13 protein-coding genes are annotated in these 15,236 nt (G+C 68.5%); 5 read left to right on the top strand and 8 right to left on the bottom strand.

Features of this window, described 5'->3' with window-relative positions:
- Positions 1 to 22: 22 nt before the first annotated feature.
- The gene (locus tag ACIBH2_RS30470) at positions 23 to 3,130 is read left to right on the top strand and encodes a BTAD domain-containing putative transcriptional regulator (RefSeq protein ID WP_397123728.1); all 3,108 of its coding nucleotides are present in this window, start codon (positions 23 to 25) and stop codon (positions 3,128 to 3,130) included.
- Between the two features lie 3 nt (positions 3,131 to 3,133).
- On the opposite strand, the gene ACIBH2_RS30465 is transcribed toward ACIBH2_RS30470, so the two are convergent.
- From ACIBH2_RS30465 to ACIBH2_RS30455, 3 genes are all read right to left on the bottom strand, one after another.
- A complete protein-coding gene (locus ACIBH2_RS30465; protein WP_397123726.1) occupies positions 3,134 to 4,507 on the bottom strand; it encodes a serine hydrolase domain-containing protein in 1,374 nt (457 codons plus the stop codon).
- Positions 4,508 to 4,622: 115 nt separating this feature from the next.
- On the bottom strand, positions 4,623 to 4,919 hold the full coding sequence (locus ACIBH2_RS30460) for a hypothetical protein (RefSeq protein ID WP_397123724.1): 297 nt from the start codon (positions 4,917 to 4,919) through the stop codon (positions 4,623 to 4,625).
- Between the two features lie 78 nt (positions 4,920 to 4,997).
- Entirely contained in the window at positions 4,998 to 5,414 is a 417-nt protein-coding gene (locus ACIBH2_RS30455) for a hypothetical protein (RefSeq protein WP_397123722.1), read from the bottom strand.
- A gap of 1,274 nt (positions 5,415 to 6,688) precedes the next feature.
- Between ACIBH2_RS30455 and ACIBH2_RS30450 the strand changes: the two genes are divergently transcribed.
- Positions 6,689 to 7,672 (top strand): o-succinylbenzoate synthase, encoded by a 984-nt coding sequence (locus ACIBH2_RS30450; protein ID WP_397123720.1) that lies wholly within the window; start codon positions 6,689 to 6,691, stop codon positions 7,670 to 7,672.
- 3 nt (positions 7,673 to 7,675) lie between these two features.
- On the opposite strand, the gene ACIBH2_RS30445 is transcribed toward ACIBH2_RS30450, so the two are convergent.
- The 5 genes from ACIBH2_RS30445 to ACIBH2_RS30425 all read right to left on the bottom strand — a co-directional run bounded on the left by ACIBH2_RS30445 (position 7,676) and on the right by ACIBH2_RS30425 (position 11,721).
- Positions 7,676 to 8,503 (bottom strand): NmrA family NAD(P)-binding protein, encoded by an 828-nt coding sequence (locus ACIBH2_RS30445; protein ID WP_397123718.1) that lies wholly within the window; start codon positions 8,501 to 8,503, stop codon positions 7,676 to 7,678.
- 77 nt (positions 8,504 to 8,580) lie between these two features.
- Positions 8,581 to 9,030: a hypothetical protein gene (locus tag ACIBH2_RS30440; RefSeq protein WP_397124281.1), complete on the bottom strand. Its 450-nt coding sequence runs from the start codon at positions 9,028 to 9,030 to the stop codon at positions 8,581 to 8,583.
- Between the two features lie 21 nt (positions 9,031 to 9,051).
- Entirely contained in the window at positions 9,052 to 10,200 is a 1,149-nt protein-coding gene (locus tag ACIBH2_RS30435) for a DUF6745 domain-containing protein (RefSeq protein WP_397123716.1), read from the bottom strand.
- 178 nt (positions 10,201 to 10,378) lie between these two features.
- Positions 10,379 to 10,885, bottom strand: a complete 507-nt coding sequence (locus ACIBH2_RS30430) for a TIGR04338 family metallohydrolase (RefSeq protein ID WP_397123714.1) — start codon at positions 10,883 to 10,885, stop codon at positions 10,379 to 10,381.
- Positions 10,882 to 11,721, bottom strand: coding sequence for a DUF2786 domain-containing protein (locus ACIBH2_RS30425; protein ID WP_397123712.1), 840 nt, complete (start codon positions 11,719 to 11,721; stop codon positions 10,882 to 10,884). Before ACIBH2_RS30425 ends, ACIBH2_RS30430 begins: the two co-directional genes overlap by 4 nt.
- Before the next feature lie 147 nt (positions 11,722 to 11,868).
- Between ACIBH2_RS30425 and ACIBH2_RS30420 the strand changes: the two genes are divergently transcribed.
- From ACIBH2_RS30420 to ACIBH2_RS30410, 3 genes are read left to right on the top strand one after another with little or no spacing between them, the layout of a single operon-like run.
- Positions 11,869 to 13,170, top strand: coding sequence for an ABC transporter substrate-binding protein (locus ACIBH2_RS30420; protein ID WP_397123710.1), 1,302 nt, complete (start codon positions 11,869 to 11,871; stop codon positions 13,168 to 13,170).
- A gap of 50 nt (positions 13,171 to 13,220) precedes the next feature.
- Complete coding sequence (locus tag ACIBH2_RS30415; RefSeq protein ID WP_397123708.1) at positions 13,221 to 14,252, top strand: carbohydrate ABC transporter permease; 1,032 nt, start codon at positions 13,221 to 13,223, stop codon at positions 14,250 to 14,252.
- 8 nt (positions 14,253 to 14,260) lie between these two features.
- Positions 14,261 to 15,142, top strand: a complete 882-nt coding sequence (locus ACIBH2_RS30410) for a carbohydrate ABC transporter permease (RefSeq protein WP_397124279.1) — start codon at positions 14,261 to 14,263, stop codon at positions 15,140 to 15,142.
- Positions 15,143 to 15,236 lie beyond the last annotated feature (94 nt).

Here is a 15,236-nt window from a genome sequence, read left to right as displayed (position 1 = left end):
GACACCGATCGACGTGGGTGGAGTGCGGTCGCGGATGTTGGTGGCGCGGCTGGCCTTGGAGGCGGGGCGGGCGGTGTCGGTCGAGGGGTTGATCGACGGGTTGTGGGGCGACGAGCCGCCGTCCGGGAATGCGTTGCAGGCCATTGTTTCTCGGCTTCGGAAGGCGTTGTCCGGGGTGGGGACGGTCGAGCTGACGGCCGGGGGTTATCGGCTGCCGAAGGTGGAGGTGGACGCGCGGCGGTTCGAGGAGCTGGCGGGGCGGGGGCGGCGCGAGTTGGCGGAGGAGCGGTACGAGGCGGCGGCCGCGACACTGGCGGCGGCGCTGGGGCTGTGGCGGGGTGCGGCGTTGGCCGATGTGCTGGACGCGCCGTTCGCGCAGGCCGCCGCCGCGCGGTTCGACGATCTGCGCCTCGCTGTCACGGAGGATCTGTTCGACGCCGAGATTCGGGCGGGGCGGCATGCCGATGTGCTGAGTGATCTCGAAGCCGCCGGGGGCGAGCACCCTTTGAGCGAGCGGCTGGCGGCGCTGCGCATGCGGGCGCTGGCCGCGGCGGGGCGGCAGTCCGACGCACTCGCCGTCTACGAGCGGATGCGGGAGCGCCTGGGCGACGAGCTGGGTATCGACCCCTCGGCCGAATTGCGGGAGACTCATTTGGCATTGCTGCGCGGCGAATTGGAGCAGACCGCGGCGCGGCCCGAACCCGTGCTGAATCGGCTGCCCGGGCAATTGACGAGCTTCCTCGGGCGAGACGGTGAGCTCGCGCGGCTCGCGGAGGCGCTGAAAGCCTCGCGGCTCACCACGATCGTCGGCCCGGGCGGTGCGGGGAAGACACGACTGTCACTGGAGGCCGTCACCCACGACCCCACCTTCCGGCGCGGACGCGTGTGGTTCGTTCCGCTCGCCTCGGTGGATTCTCCAGACCACTTGGTGGACATGGTTTCTCGAGCCCTCGACGGGCGTGACCTCCAATCGGCGGGCGGCACCTACGATCCGAGCGCCACACCGCTCGACCGGCTCGTCGGCAAACTCGACGTCGGCGCGGGACTGCTCGTCCTCGACAATTGCGAACACCTCATCGAGGCCGCCGCCACCCTGGCGGATCGGCTGCTCGACCGGCTGCCGTCGCTGCGCATACTCGCCACCAGTCGCGAACCCCTCGCGATGACGGGCGAGAGCCTCTTCCAGCTCGGACCGCTCGCCCTCCCGCACGGTGTGCCGGAACCGGCGGAAGCGGCGGAATCCCCTGCGGTACAGCTGTTTCTGGACCGCGCTCGCGATATCCGACCCGACTTCGTCCTCGACGCGCGCACCGTCACCCCGGTGGTCGAGATCTGTCGCCAATTGGACGGCATTCCTTTGGCCTTGGAGCTGGCCGCCGCCAAACTTCGCGCCATGGGCGTGGAGCAGATCGCCCGCCGCCTCGATGACCGCTTCCGCCTGCTCACCACGGGCAGCCGCACCGCACTCCCCCGCCAGCGCACACTGCACGCCCTGGTCGAATGGAGTTGGGATCTGCTCGAGGAGCCCGAACGGGTACTCGCGCGCAGGTTGGCGATGTTCCCCGGCGGCGCGAATATCGATGCGCTGGAATCGATTTGCTCCGATGGCTCCCTACCGGCCGCCGACGTTCCGTACGTACTCGACGCGTTGGTCGAGAAGTCCATCGTCCAGGTCTCCGAGGCCGAGCAGCCGCGTTATCGCATGCTGGAGACCATTCGCGCCTTCGCCGCGGAGCGACTCGCGCGCTCGGGTGACGACTTCACCGAGCGCTTCGCCGACTACTTCGTGGCACTCGCGCAGACGCACGAACCGGCCCTGCGCACCCGCGAACAACTCGATGCCATCGCCGTTTTCGACGCCGACCACGAGAATATGGTCGTCGCGCTGCGCCACGCCGTGGACACCGGCGACGCGGAACTCACCGCGCGCTTCGTCCGCGCGCTGTTCTGGTACTGGGGTATGCGCGGTATGAGCACCGCGTTCGACACCTACCTGTCGGCGGCGCTGAACTTCGGTGCCGCGCTGCCGGCCGCCACCCGCGCCGCGTTCCAGGTGGTGCGGTTGATGTCGGGCGGCGGGAACCCCGACACCGCCGACGCCCAGTCGCCGCGCGCGCTGATCGAGGAGGTCGTCGCGGTGGAAGCAATGGATTTCCATCCAGCGCTGCCGCTGTGGATACCCATGTTGGCCTACGGCACCGGGAATCCCGACCTGGGCGAACGCGAACTGCTGCGTGCGCTGGAACATCCCGATCCCTGGGTGCGGGCGAGTGCGCACTGGGCGCGGGACTACGCGCTCACCGAGAGCGGGGATCTGCGCTCCGGTGCGGCGGACCGGCTCGCGGCGCTGCGCGAGTTCGAGGCGACGGGCGATCGCTGGGGTATGGGTATCGCCCTGCTCGTCATTGGGCGCGACCACTCACTGCGCGGCGAATACGACCGCGCCACCGCCACTTTCGAGCGCTGCGTCGCCGTCGCCGCCGAGCTGGGCATGGAGGACGATATCTTCACCAGCCGCGCCCGCCTGGCCGCCGAGCGCATGCGTGCCGGTGATCTCGCCAGTGCCGCACGGGATATCGCGGTCACCCAGCGCCAGGCGCGCGAGCGCGGCTACGGCCGCATGGGCGCGGTGATTCTCTTCAGTGTGGCCGAATCGCAGCGGCGGGCGGGCGATGTGGACGCCGCCGAGGGCACCCTCGATCAGCTGGAAGAGCGCGTACACCGGCTGCTCTACCCCGAGCAGATCGCCAGGGATCAGATCACCGCCGCCCGTATGGCGAATCGGATCGCGGCGGGTGAGGCGGTCCGCGCCCGGGAGTTGTTGCCGCACACCGTGCGGGGCGCGTTCGCCATCGGGGAAGCCGAGCCGATCGCCCGCGCCGCGGAGCTGATCGCGAGGCTACTGCTGTTGGAGGACGATCCGGAGGGCGCCGCCGTCGCGCTGGGGTTGAGCGAGGTGGTGCGCGGTGTCTTCGACGCGGGCGAGCCGGAGTTGCGCCAGCTCACCGAGGAACTCACGAAACGATTGGGCGAGAACAGCTTCCGTGCCGCATACCAGCGTGGCGCGCGAACTCCCCGGGCGGACGCACTGAACCGGCTGGCCGAGTTCGGCCAGCCGGTCACGGCGTGAGGATTACGAGACCCGAGCGAACAGTCGTCCGGCGAGGTCGACACCGGTCACCGCGCCGTTCTCGTCGCGGCTGAAGAAGCCGCGCTGTCCGGCGAAGGCTCCGGCGGTGATCATGTACTCGTCACCGTCGCCCGGCAGCAGGCCGAAGACGAACGGGAGGTGGTCGGCGGGCATGGCCTCGTCCGAGGCCGCCCGGATCTCCGGCTTGATCACCACCTCGAGGGTGAGTTCCGCACCGTCGGTCACAATATCGAGATTCATGATCTCGTTCTCGTAGTGCCCCACCACTTCCTGGGCGCGCTGGGCGTCATAGGGCAGCGGCTCCGGATCGCGGTCGATCAGGCCCGCGTAGTGCTCCAGGGCCCAGCGCACAATGGCCTGATTGCAGGGAATGCCATCGGGATTCGCGTTGGAGGCCACGAAGACGGCGAAGTTGCGCTCGGGCACGATGAGCAGCTCCGCGAACTGGCCGAAGCTGGAGCCGCCGTGACCGAAGGCGTGCGCGCCGTCGATCTCGCGCAGGAACCAGCCCAGGCCGAAGCCGTCGCCGAGCGAGCTGCCGCGCAGTTCGACGGTCTGCTCCCGCATGCGGTGCAGGACCTCGGTGGGGAGCACGGTCGCACCGCTGTCGGTACGGCCGTCGCCGAGATGGAAACGCGCCCAGCGCAATCCGTCGGCGGCCGACGAACCCAGGCCGCCGCCGGGGTTGTTGGCGCGGGTGCCCTTCCACTTGGTGACCACGGACAAACCGCCGTCCGCGTCGATCTCGTGCCCGACGGCGAAGCGGCGGGTGAGGATCTCGTTCGCCCCGAACAGGCTGTCGGTCAGGCCGACCGGCTCGAAAATCAGTGTGGACACGGCTTTTTCGTAGGTCTGGCCGGTGACCTTCTCGATGATGTGGCCGAGCAGGTTGAACCCGCCCTGGCTGTAGGAGGCGCGCTCGCCGGGTTCGCCGATGAGCGCCAGCTCGGAGAGGGTGGCCACGTACTCGGCCAGACCGTCGTCGCCCTCGCCGGTTTCGTTGATCATGCCCCAGTCCAGGCCGGAGGTGTGGTTGAGCAGGTGGCGGACGGTGATCTGCGCGGCGATGCGCTCGTCGCGCAGGGTCAGTTCGGGGACGTACCGGCGCACCGGGGCCTCCAGGTCGATCTTGCCTTCGGCGGCCAGGCGCATGATGGCGGTGGCCGTGACGGTCTTGGTGACCGAGCCGATGGCGAACAGGGTGTGCTCGTCGACCGGCACCGGATTGTCGACGCTGGTGACGCCGTGCGCGGCGAAAATCTCACGGCCGTCGGCGAATACGGCGACCGAGACGCCCGGGATATTGAACGTGGTGGCGGTGGCGGCGACGAAATCCGACAGGGCGATATCCGACATGAGAGTGTGTCCTTCCATTGCGTTTTCGCAGGTTGTCCCGGTGTTTCGGGGCCTTGCGCTTGCTCTGGAAACGACAATGCCGGGGCGTGCTGACAGTCCACTGACAGTGCGCTGACTATCCCGAGGCGACGGCGACGAGGAAGCCGAGCACCCACGCTCCGGCGATCAGGGGATAGGCCACCAGCGCGATCGACCACAGCCGCTGCCGCCAGCGCCAGGCCCGCGCCATCCACAGCGCCACGACCATGAGCGACACCACGATTCCCATCCACGCGACGGCATACGCGAGCGGCAGATAGCGGGTGTCGCCCGACTCGCGCACGGCCACCTCGTACAGCGAGACGGTCTCGATCCCGATCCAGCCCAGGGAGCACGCGCCCGCGTAGAGCAGCACGGCCACAACAAGATCCACGCCGCTTCTGGGCGGATGCCAGTACCACTCCGCCATGCTCCGGGAATGCCCCGGCGGCGGGGGTGTCAACCGTCGCGGCTAGCCCCCGATGGCGCTGTTCACCAGGAAATGCCCGGCGGCACCCGCGATCACGACGATAGGCAACGCGATAGCGGGCCAGATCCACGCATTGCGCCGAGTGACCGCGGCCGCCGCGGCGAGCACCAGGGCGCACACCAGCGCGAGCGTCATTCCGCCACCGGCGATCAGCAATCCCCACAGCGCCGAATTCGACGGCGGAATCACCTCGCACTCCACCGTGAAATCCCGCTTGGCCGCGCACTTGTTGTGAATGAGGTCGAAGACCTTGCCGAACAGGTCGTAGGCCCACAGGAAGGCCACCACCACATTCAGCGCGTACACGCCTACCGCGATCAACACGTTCTTGCGGTCCAACGGCTGCGACCCCACCGCGGCCACCGGCTGGTCCGCCGCCTCCCGCTGCACGGGCGGCATCCCCCGCTCCTCGTGAAACGCGGGCATCCCCGGACTCGACGGTGGATCAACCGGCCGCGGCGGCACCCCATCCCGAAACGGCCCGGACGGCGGCGGATACGCCCCCGAATCCGGCCCACCCGGCCGCGCATCCCGAAACCCACCCGGCGCACCGGAATTCGGCCGCGGCTGCCCCCGTCGCTCCCCCGGACCACCGTGCGGCGGCTGCGGGTGTTCCCCGGGACCACCAGCATTCGGCCAGGGCTCGCCCGGTCCCCCGGAACCACCCGGCCCACGCGGCGGCAGTGGACGGTCCTCCCGATACCGGCCGGGCGCACCGGATTGCGGCGGTCCCGAATCCACCCCACTCCCCGAATCACGCGGCGGCGCTTGCTCACCCGGTCCGCCAGGACCCGGCGGCGGGGTGCGATCGTCGCGGCGGGGTGCGCGCAGTGTCTGCTCCTGCTGAGGGTCTCTGCCGTCGGACGAATGCGGCGACATCGGCGGCCGCCCCGAGTCGACGCCAGGGCCACCGCCCGGTCGGTTCGGAGCACCAGGCTTACCGCCGAATCCTTCACCGCCGCCCGGGTTTCCGGAACGGCCAGGCCCGGGGGGATTGGTGGGACCACCTGTCGCACCAGGGCCACTGCCCGGCCCACCGGGCCTGCCCGGCCCACCCGGGTTCCCGAGACCACCTGGCCCGCCGGGATTCCCAGCGCCACCAGGCCCACCCGGCGCACCCAGGTTCCCCACACCGCCCGGCCCGCCGGGATTCCCGGAACCATCAGGGTTTCGCGGTGGTCCGGGCGGTCGCCCGGGACCACCGGGGTTGCGCGGGGGCTGGCCGTAGCCCGGATTGGGTCGGCTGTCGTCCGGGCCTGGGCGGCGCGGATCTTCTGGCGGATTCATGGCTGCTGGTCTCCCCCGAAATCAATGGAACGTATCCCGGCATTCTGGTCGCGTCGCGGCCCGGACGCCACTCCGTTCCCTTACGGCGCGGCCCGGAGGGGCTACGAGCCGAAAATTCCGACGCACATGGAGTTTCCGCAGGCCGCTGCGAGTCGAGCTCATCGACACGCGCCCGGCCTCGGGCCCGACCGCGACGGCGCAGCTCGCCGCTGCCGACGCACAACCGCGCTGCCAGCCGAGCAGGCGATACAGGGTCGCGGCGGTGCGGGTCCACCAATGCGACGTTCTGAGCGGGCTCGCACGCGACAACTGGATCCGGCAGGTCTCGAGGATTCGCCGCTGGCGCTGTCGGAGCCGGGCCGCGCGCCCTGAGTAGGCTGCCGGTGGTGAGCGAACTCCCCAGTGCCCCGGACTTCGACTCCGCCGTGGTCTACGCGATCCCCCTGCGCACGCGGTTTCGTGGGATCACGGTGCGTGAGGGCATGTTGATTCCCGGGCCGCTCGGGTGGGGCGAATTCTGCGCCTTTCCGGAGTACGACGATCGGGAGGCGGCGGGCTGGCTGGCCACCGCGGTCGAACAGATGACCGTGGGGTGGCCGGAGCCGGTGCGGGATCGGATTCCGATCAATTGCACCGTTCCGGCCGTCGGCCCGGATCGCGCGCGCGAGATCGTCGCCGCCTCCGGGTGCCGTACCGCCAAGGTGAAGGTCGCCGATCATCCCGATTCGCTCGGCGAGGATCTGGCGCGGGTCGAGGCCGTGCGCGCCGCCCTCGGGCCCGAGGGCGCGATCCGGGTGGATGCCAATGCCGTGTGGGATGTCGACACCGCCGTCGCCCATATCGAGCAGATCGACCGTGCCGCAGCGGGTTTGGAGTACGTCGAACAGCCTTGCCGCACCATCGAGGAGTTGGCGGCGGTGCGCCGCCGCGTCGATGTGCGCATCGCCGCCGACGAATCCATTCGCCGCGCCGACGATCCGATGAAGGTCGCGGTGGCAGGCGCCGCCGATATCGCCGTCCTGAAGTGCACACCCCTCGGCGGCGTGCGCCGCGCACTCCAGGTCGCCACGGCGGCCGGATTGCCGACCGTGGTCTCCTCGGCACTGGAGACCAGCGTCGGCCTCTCCGCGCAACTGGCCCTGGCCGGAGCGCTCCCGGATCTCGAATTCGCCTGCGGCCTGGGCACTCTCTCCTTGCTCACCGGTGACGTGGTCACCGATTCACTGCGCCCGGAGAACGGCTACCTGCCCGTCCCCCGGACTCCGCCCACCCCGAACCCGGACCTCCTCGAGCGCTACCGCCACCCCGACGCCGAGCGCACGGCCTGGTGGCACGAGCGCCTCACCAGGGTCCGCCGCCTGCTCGACTGACAGTCACCGGCTCAGCGCCGCATCCCGAAATCGATCCACATGCTCGGCCACCCACTGCTCGAAAGTCCTTGCCGGACGGCCGAGTACGCGCGCGACGGTGTCGTCGACGGTGGTGGAATCGCTGGTCGGCGCGGCATACCAACCGACCACGTACTCCGCGTCCGCCCGCGGCACCCCGGTGGCCACGAGCCGCTCGATCGCCTGCTCATGCGTGATTCGCGTGAAGGCGATCTCCCGGCCGAGCGCGTCGGAGAGTATCCGCAGCCGCTCGCTCGCGGTGAGCGCCCTCGGCCCGGTGAGGTTGTAGACGCGACCGCTGTGTCCGGCCTCGAGCAGCGCGGTGGCGGCGACGGCCCCGATATCCGCCTCGTGCACCAGCGCACTCGGGAAGTCGTAGGGCTCACGCACCTCCCCGTCGGCCCGAATCGAATCGACCCAGGTCAGCGTATTGGACATGAACTCCTGCGGCTCCAAGCGCGTCCACTCCACCCCGGACTCGGCCACCGCTTGCTCGACGGGACCGACCGCCCCGCCCCACACCACGGTGATACGGCGCACCCCCGCGTCCACGGCCCGGCGCACCAGCTCCGGACCGACCTGGGCCAGTCCGGCCGTCACGGTGATGTGCAGGCGGCTCGCCCCGCCGAGAGCCGCCAGCATCGTGTCGGGTTCGGTATGGGTGCCCGCCACCAATTCCACTCCGGGCGGCAGCTTTTCGGCGGCGGCCTCCGGATCGCGGGTGAGCGCGCGCACGCGCTCACCCTTGCGCAGCAATTCCGCCACCACATGGCGGCCGGTATTGCCGGTCGCACCCGTCACCAATGTCGTCATGACCGAACTCCTCTCGTCCGGTCACGACGCTAGGAGCTCAACCTAACTAGAGGTCAAGCGCGCGATCGCGCTGGCCATCAATCCGCGATGAGCGCGACATACGCATGTCCCGACCTCGTGGTGGTTTCCCGTTGCCGACGAACGAGATAGCGCCCGGGTGCGATACCGCTGCCACCGTGCTCGGGGTGCAGCAGATAGGCCGGTCCGGTGGTATCCAGGCAGCCCAGCGCCAATCCCTCCGGATCGTTCACCCGATTCGTCCACCGGCAGACACCCGGATCCGCTACCAGCACATGGGGATTCGCACCCGCGGCACCGCGAATCACCTCGATGCCGCCGGAGGGTACTTCCCGCCAGCCGAATCCGGGCACGATGACACCGGTGAGCAGCGCGAAGGGCACGACGATCAGATCACCTTGGGCTTGCAGGCCGTCGAGCACGGGGATGGCGGTCTCGCGCTCCAGATGCTCGAGCACATCGACACCGGTACGGGCGGTCAGTTCGGAAACAGTAAGACTCATTGCAATCACCTTGGTTAGGAGGAGGTTTCAGGTACGACGCAGCAATTGCGCGTAATGGGTCGCGCTCAGGCCGTAGGACCAGCCCGCCGCGGCGATCGGATCGTCGATGGTGCCGGGCACATTGACCCCGTAGCGACGGCGGCTGCCGTCGCGCTCCCGGGAACCGTTGACCACCAGCAGGATTCGAGCGCTGGATCCGAGGTGCTCACGGGGCATGTCGTAGAGCCGCAGTTCAGCGCCCGGATTTCCGGGATCGTCGGCCTGGGATACCAGCGTCAACCCGGCCTGATCGATATAGGAATCCCAGCCGATACGCTCGATGGCGGCTCGGCGGATTTCGATATTGCGCTCGGCCAGTATCCGGTCGACCGAGGGCGCGGCCATCACCCAGTCGGGTACGGGAGTGCCGTGCAGCACGAAAAGACCAGTGCCATCCGCGAATTCGACCGCCCGACCGTCCGGGTTGTGCAATCGCGTCTCGCCGTAGACCGCTCCGGCATTCGGTTCGGTGTGCACCGCGACCGGCCGCTCGGTGATCACACACCGGTGCGGACCGGGCCACCACCAGCCCGCCGAGCGCGCGAGGGTCACCCACTGCTCGAGCTGATGGGCATCGTCGCCACGGCATCGAATGAGCCCGGCCGACCGGTTCAACGCGTGGAAGCCCACGGTCCAGGTGTCGTACTGGTCGTATCCGGCGACCGCGTCGCGTTGCCCGTCGGTGCCGAGCATGCTGTGTCGGAGCAGCCGATACAGATTGTCCCGCAGCGATTCTCGCAACGGCTGATGCACCCGGATATCGAGTATCCGCCGTGGCGGCACCCCCGAGGCCAGCAACTCGCCCGGCGGCATGACCGACCATTCGTGGAACGGAATCCGGGACCCGTAGCTCCAGAACCGGTCGTCCGGCTCGGTGCGATCGACCAGCCGCTGCCGCATTCCGTGCTTCAGCGCCGAAAAGCGTTGCAGAAAAGGCCATTTGCTGGATGCGAGGCCGTTCGGAACCCGACCGAACCCTTCGGGTACGCCGTCGGGGTCCTCGCGCAACACCGCCACAGCGGCGACAGGAGAAGGCACCCAGACTATTTCGGGTGGCGGCTCACCGAGCAATCGGTACAACTCGACGATCGCGCCCTCGGCGGCAGCGCGATCGGCCGGTGCGGCGGACAGGCCCACCCGCAACCATTCATCGCGTAATCGGATCGCGGTTTCGAGACGTTCGACAAGAGAAACCTCGCGGGAATGAGACTTCCGCGAGGGGGTAGCGGCGGTCACCGCTCAGAGGCGTCGTACGCCTTTCCGTGGAAGGAGATCATGGTCCGATCATGACAGCGATACCGGAGCCTGGCAACCCTCAGATCCGCACACCGCAGCCGAGCATGGTCGTGCGCATGAGCAGCGCCGCCTCGGGTCCGATCACGCCGTCGATCAATTCCACATAGCGCTCGCAGAATTCGGGACCGTGCGGCGCGGATTCGGTCGGAGCGGGGTCGAGATGGTGCGCGATTTCGTGCAGCACCACCAATTCCCGTAAAGCCCAAGCGGTTCCATTGACGTGTAATGGAACCGCCAACACCGCGCCCTCGGATTCGTAATGCGCGGCTTTGGATCCGGCACGCGCCCGCACCGTCACCGGCATCGAGGAACGCTCCCACTGCGCGCGCACCCAATTCAATCCGAGTACGCGATCCACATAGTTCTGCACCGATTCCACCGAGGCGAATTTCCGCTCAACCGGCAGCGTCAGCTGTGATCCGTGCACCTCCACCGTGCGCGCACCGTGCGTCTCGGCGCGTTCGAAAACCCCACGCACCAGGGCCTCCGCGTCGTAGACCCGGGCGCGTTGGGAATCTCGGCTCACGACCCGCCGCCGGGCAATTGCCCACGCGCAGCGCCCAATTCGGGCGAGGTGCCCAATCGCGCGGCGCGGCCCGCCCGGTCACCCGCACGACGGGCGGCCGAGGAATAACCGGCCGACGCCTCCGGTCCGCGCCAGGTACCGCGCGCCTCGGAGGTCTGCTTGTAGAAATCGACCAGTTCGATTTCCTTGTTGCGCAAGGCCAATGCGGTACCGGTCGGCGCGGTCTCGGCGATATCGGTGCGCACCGCCTCGGTCTCGACTTCGGATTTCACCTCGGCCAGTCGCCGACCGATGCGCGCGGCGAACGCCATCTGGAAATTCAATCGCGCCGTCACCGCCGCGACCGGAGCCTGCACCCGCCGTTGCACCCTGCGCCCCCAGCGGGTTTCGGTGACCACCTTCTCCACCGTCCCGGATTTGTAGGCCCCGGATTTGATGTACTGGTCCGACGCCCGCACCATCTGCACCAGCAGACTGGAGTAGAGCGCCTCACAGGTGTCGATATCGGTGTCGAAGCCGTAGGCGTAGACCTGCGTCGAGGTGCGCGCCACATCGCAGCGCACATCATTGGCCGAGGCGATGGCCACGAACAGCTGCACATACGTGCGCAGCCCCTTCTTGCCGGGCTCGCCGATGGAGATGACGCGCTGCACCGGCACCGGCCGCCGCTCCCGATCGGCCACATGCGAACGCGCCACGGCCAAGTCGATGGACGAGCGGGTAGCCAGCCGCTGGGCCGCCGCCATGAACGCCTCGGCCTCGTGCTCGTTCTCCGTCGATTCCGCTTGACGCAGCAACCCGCCGATGCGCGTCAGCATTTTGTCCTGGGAAGACATCGAACCCAGCCTAGCCCGCCGTATCGACGGTGCTCACGATCATGATCGCCGAGGTAGTTCCGGCACCGGGGCACCGGACCATGTATCTTCCCTTGTGCAACCGGCTGAGTGTGCCGCCGCTCACGTCTCGACCCTGGAGTTTCCGCGATGGCTTTGAAGAAGGTGACGTCCCTACGTTCGTCGCTCGTACCCCGAGCGATGTTCGCGGCCGCGGGCGCGGCGCTGCTGACGGCGACATTCGCCACCGGCTGCTCCAGCGACAGCGGGAGCAGCCCCACCTCGCAGAACCTCACCGGGCGTGGGCCGATCACCTATGTCGAGGGCAAGGACACCACCGAAACCGGTGCGGTCAAGCAGCTCATCGACCGGTGGAACGCCGCCCACCCGGACGAGAAGGTGACCTTCAAGGAGCAGTCCAACGACGCCAACCAGCAGTTGGACGACCTCAAGCAGCACCTGCAGGCCAAGTCCTCCGACTACGACGTGGTCGCCCTCGACGTGCCGTGGACCGCGGAGTTCGCCGCCAAGGGCTGGATCCAGCCGCTGAAGGACTCCTTCGCCATCGACACCTCCACGCTGCTGTCCCCGCCGGTCGCCAGCGCCACCTACAACGGCACCCTCTACGCCGCGCCGCGCAATACCAACGGCGGCCTGCTGTTCTACCGCACCGACCTGGTGCCCAACCCGCCCAAGACGTGGTCGGAAATGCTGTCCATGTGCCCGATCGCGCAGCAGAACGGAATCGGTTGCTACGGCGGCCAGTTCGCGCCGTACGAGGGCCTCACCGTGAACACCGCCGAGGTCATCAACGCCTACGGCGGCACCTTCGTCGGCCCGGACGGCAAGACCCCCACCGTGGACAGCCCGCAGTCCCGCGCGGGTCTGCAGGTGCTGGTCGACGCCTACAAGAACGGCCAGATCCCGCCGCAGGCCATCTCCTTCCAGGAACCGCAGTCGCAGAACGCCTTCGCTCAGGGGCAACTGCTGTTCCTGCGCACCTGGCCGTCCTTCTACGGTCCCGCCGGAGCCGAATCCTCGCAGGTGACCGGTAAGTTCGGCGTCGCCCCGCTGCCCGGCAAGGACGGCGTCGGCGCGTCCACCCTCGGTGGGTACAACGCCGCCATCAGCGCCTTCTCCAAGAACAAGGCCACCGCGCTGGACTTCCTGCGCTTCCTGATCAGCGAGGACGCCCAGCACATCGTGGCCTCCGGCGCGCTGCCCTCGGTGCGGGCCTCCATGTACGACGATCCGGCGCTCATCGCCAAGATGCCGTACCTGCCCGCGCTCAAGGAATCCATCGCCTCCGCGGTGCCGCGCCCGGTGACGCCGTTCTACCAGGCGGTGTCGAAGGCCGTGCAGGACAACGCCTATGCTGCGCTCGAAGGGCGGAAGTCCGTCGACGAAGCGATCACGGGGATGCAGAAGGGCATCGAGACCGCCGGGTCGTGAGTCCAGGCCGCTCCGCAAGTGCCCAGCTTGTCCCGTAGGAGAGAGAAACGGTGTCACGTCCTTCGGGAGCGACCGACCTCGCGCCGCCTGACCTGAACGATCCGCCCGCCGGTCCGTCGAAGCCGCGGCGACCCAGCCGCAATCCCTTCGCCGGATCGGGCAAGGCGTGGGTCTTCGTCACCCCGGTGCTGATCGCGCTCGCCGTGGTGATCGGCTATCCCGTGGTCCGGGCCCTGATCATGTCCTTCCAGAAGGACTCCGGGCTCGACCCCGCCACCGGCATGTTCGTCGAGGGCGGCAATGCCGGATTCAGCAATTACACGCACTGGCTGCTGCAGCAGTGCGCCATGCCCGGCGGCGAGATGGTGGCCTGCCCCACCGGCAATCTCGGCTCGCAGTTCTGGCTGGCCATCGGCGTGACGCTGTTCTTCACGGTGATCACCGTGACCATCGAGGCCACGCTCGGGCTCGGTATGGCCGTGATCATGGGCAAGACCTTCAAGGGCCGGGCGCTGCTGCGCGCCGCGGTGCTGATTCCGTGGGCCATCCCCACCGCCGTCACGGCGCGGCTGTGGGAGTTCATGTTCCAGTACGACGGCGTGGTGAACCGGGTGCTCGGCACCCACATCCTGTGGACCACCGACGAGTGGTACTCGCGCTTCGCGGTGATCGCCGCCGACGTGTGGAAGACCACGCCGTTCATGGCGCTGCTGATTCTGGCTGGGCTGCAGGTCATTCCGAACGACGTGTACGAGGCGGCCCGGGTGGACGGCGCCTCGGCGTGGCAGCGGTTCGTGCACATCACGCTGCCGCTGCTCAAGCCCGCGCTGCTGGTGGCGGTGCTGTTCCGCACCATGGACGCGCTGCGCATGTACGACCTGCCCGCCATCATGACGGCGAGCAATCCGAACACCCGCACCATCTCCATGCTGGTGGTGGATCAGGTGCGCCAGGGCGCGAACAGCGCCGCGGCGCTGTCGGTGCTGACCTTCCTGCTCATCTTCACGGTGGCGTTCTTCCTGGTGAAGGTGCTGGGGGCCAATGCCGTTCGCACCCAGGAAGAGCAGCGGGAGGCGCACTGATGAGCACCATGACCAAACCCGCCGGGACGGAAAAGCCGGTGGCACAGCCGGTTCCGTGGACCAAGCGGCTCGCCTCGGGGCGGGTGTACCTGGGCGCGATCATCATTCTGCTGTGGGGGCTCGGGCCGTTCTACTGGATGGTCGTCACCGCGCTGCGCGATCCGGACTACACGTTCGACAACACGCCGTGGCCGACCCACGTCACCCTCGAGAACTTCCGCAATGCCTTCGACACCACGCGCGGCAACGACTTCGCGCGGGCGCTGCTGAACAGCGTGGTGATCGGCGCGTTCACCACCGTGATCGCCCTGGTGGTCGGCGTGATGGCGGCATACGCGTTGGCGCGCTTGACCTTCAAGGGCAAGTACGTGGTGTCGGGGCTGATCCTGTCGGCCTCGATGTTCCCGGTGGTGGTGCTGGTGACGCCGCTGTTCCAGCTGTTCACCGATATCGGCTGGATCGGGCAGTACCAGGCCATGATCATTCCGAACATCTCGTTCGTGCTGCCCATGACCGTGTACATCCTGGCGTCGTTCTTCACCGAATTGCCGTGGGAGCTCGAAGAAGCCGCGCGGATCGACGGGGCGTCGCGGTTCCAGGCGTTCCGGTTGATCATGCTGCCGCTGGCCGCGCCCGCGGTCTTCACCACGGCGATCCTGGCGTTCATCGCCGCCGTGAACGAGTACCTGCTGGCGCGGCTGCTCTCCTCGGACAAGACCGAGCCGGTGACGGTGGCGATCGCCCGGTTCTCCGGCAACGACCCGCAGGTGCAGCCCTACGCGGCCATCATGGCGGCGGGAACGATCGTCACCATTCCCCTGGTGATCATGGTGCTGCTGTTCCAGCGACGGATCATCTCCGGCCTCACCGCCGGTGGAGTGAAGAGCTGAGCCTTCGGCTCGGCTGAGCGAAGGGGGTTCGGGGGCTTGGTCCCCGAACCCCCTTTCGTGACTCGCGCGAAGTCCCAGGCCGCTGACGGGCTCT

The sequence above is a fragment of the Nocardia sp. NPDC050406 genome, assembly GCF_044459025.1.
Lineage (GTDB): Bacteria > Actinomycetota > Actinomycetes > Mycobacteriales > Mycobacteriaceae > Nocardia.
Note: the sequence above shows the minus strand (reverse complement) of the source record. Positions and strands in the feature narration are given on the sequence as shown.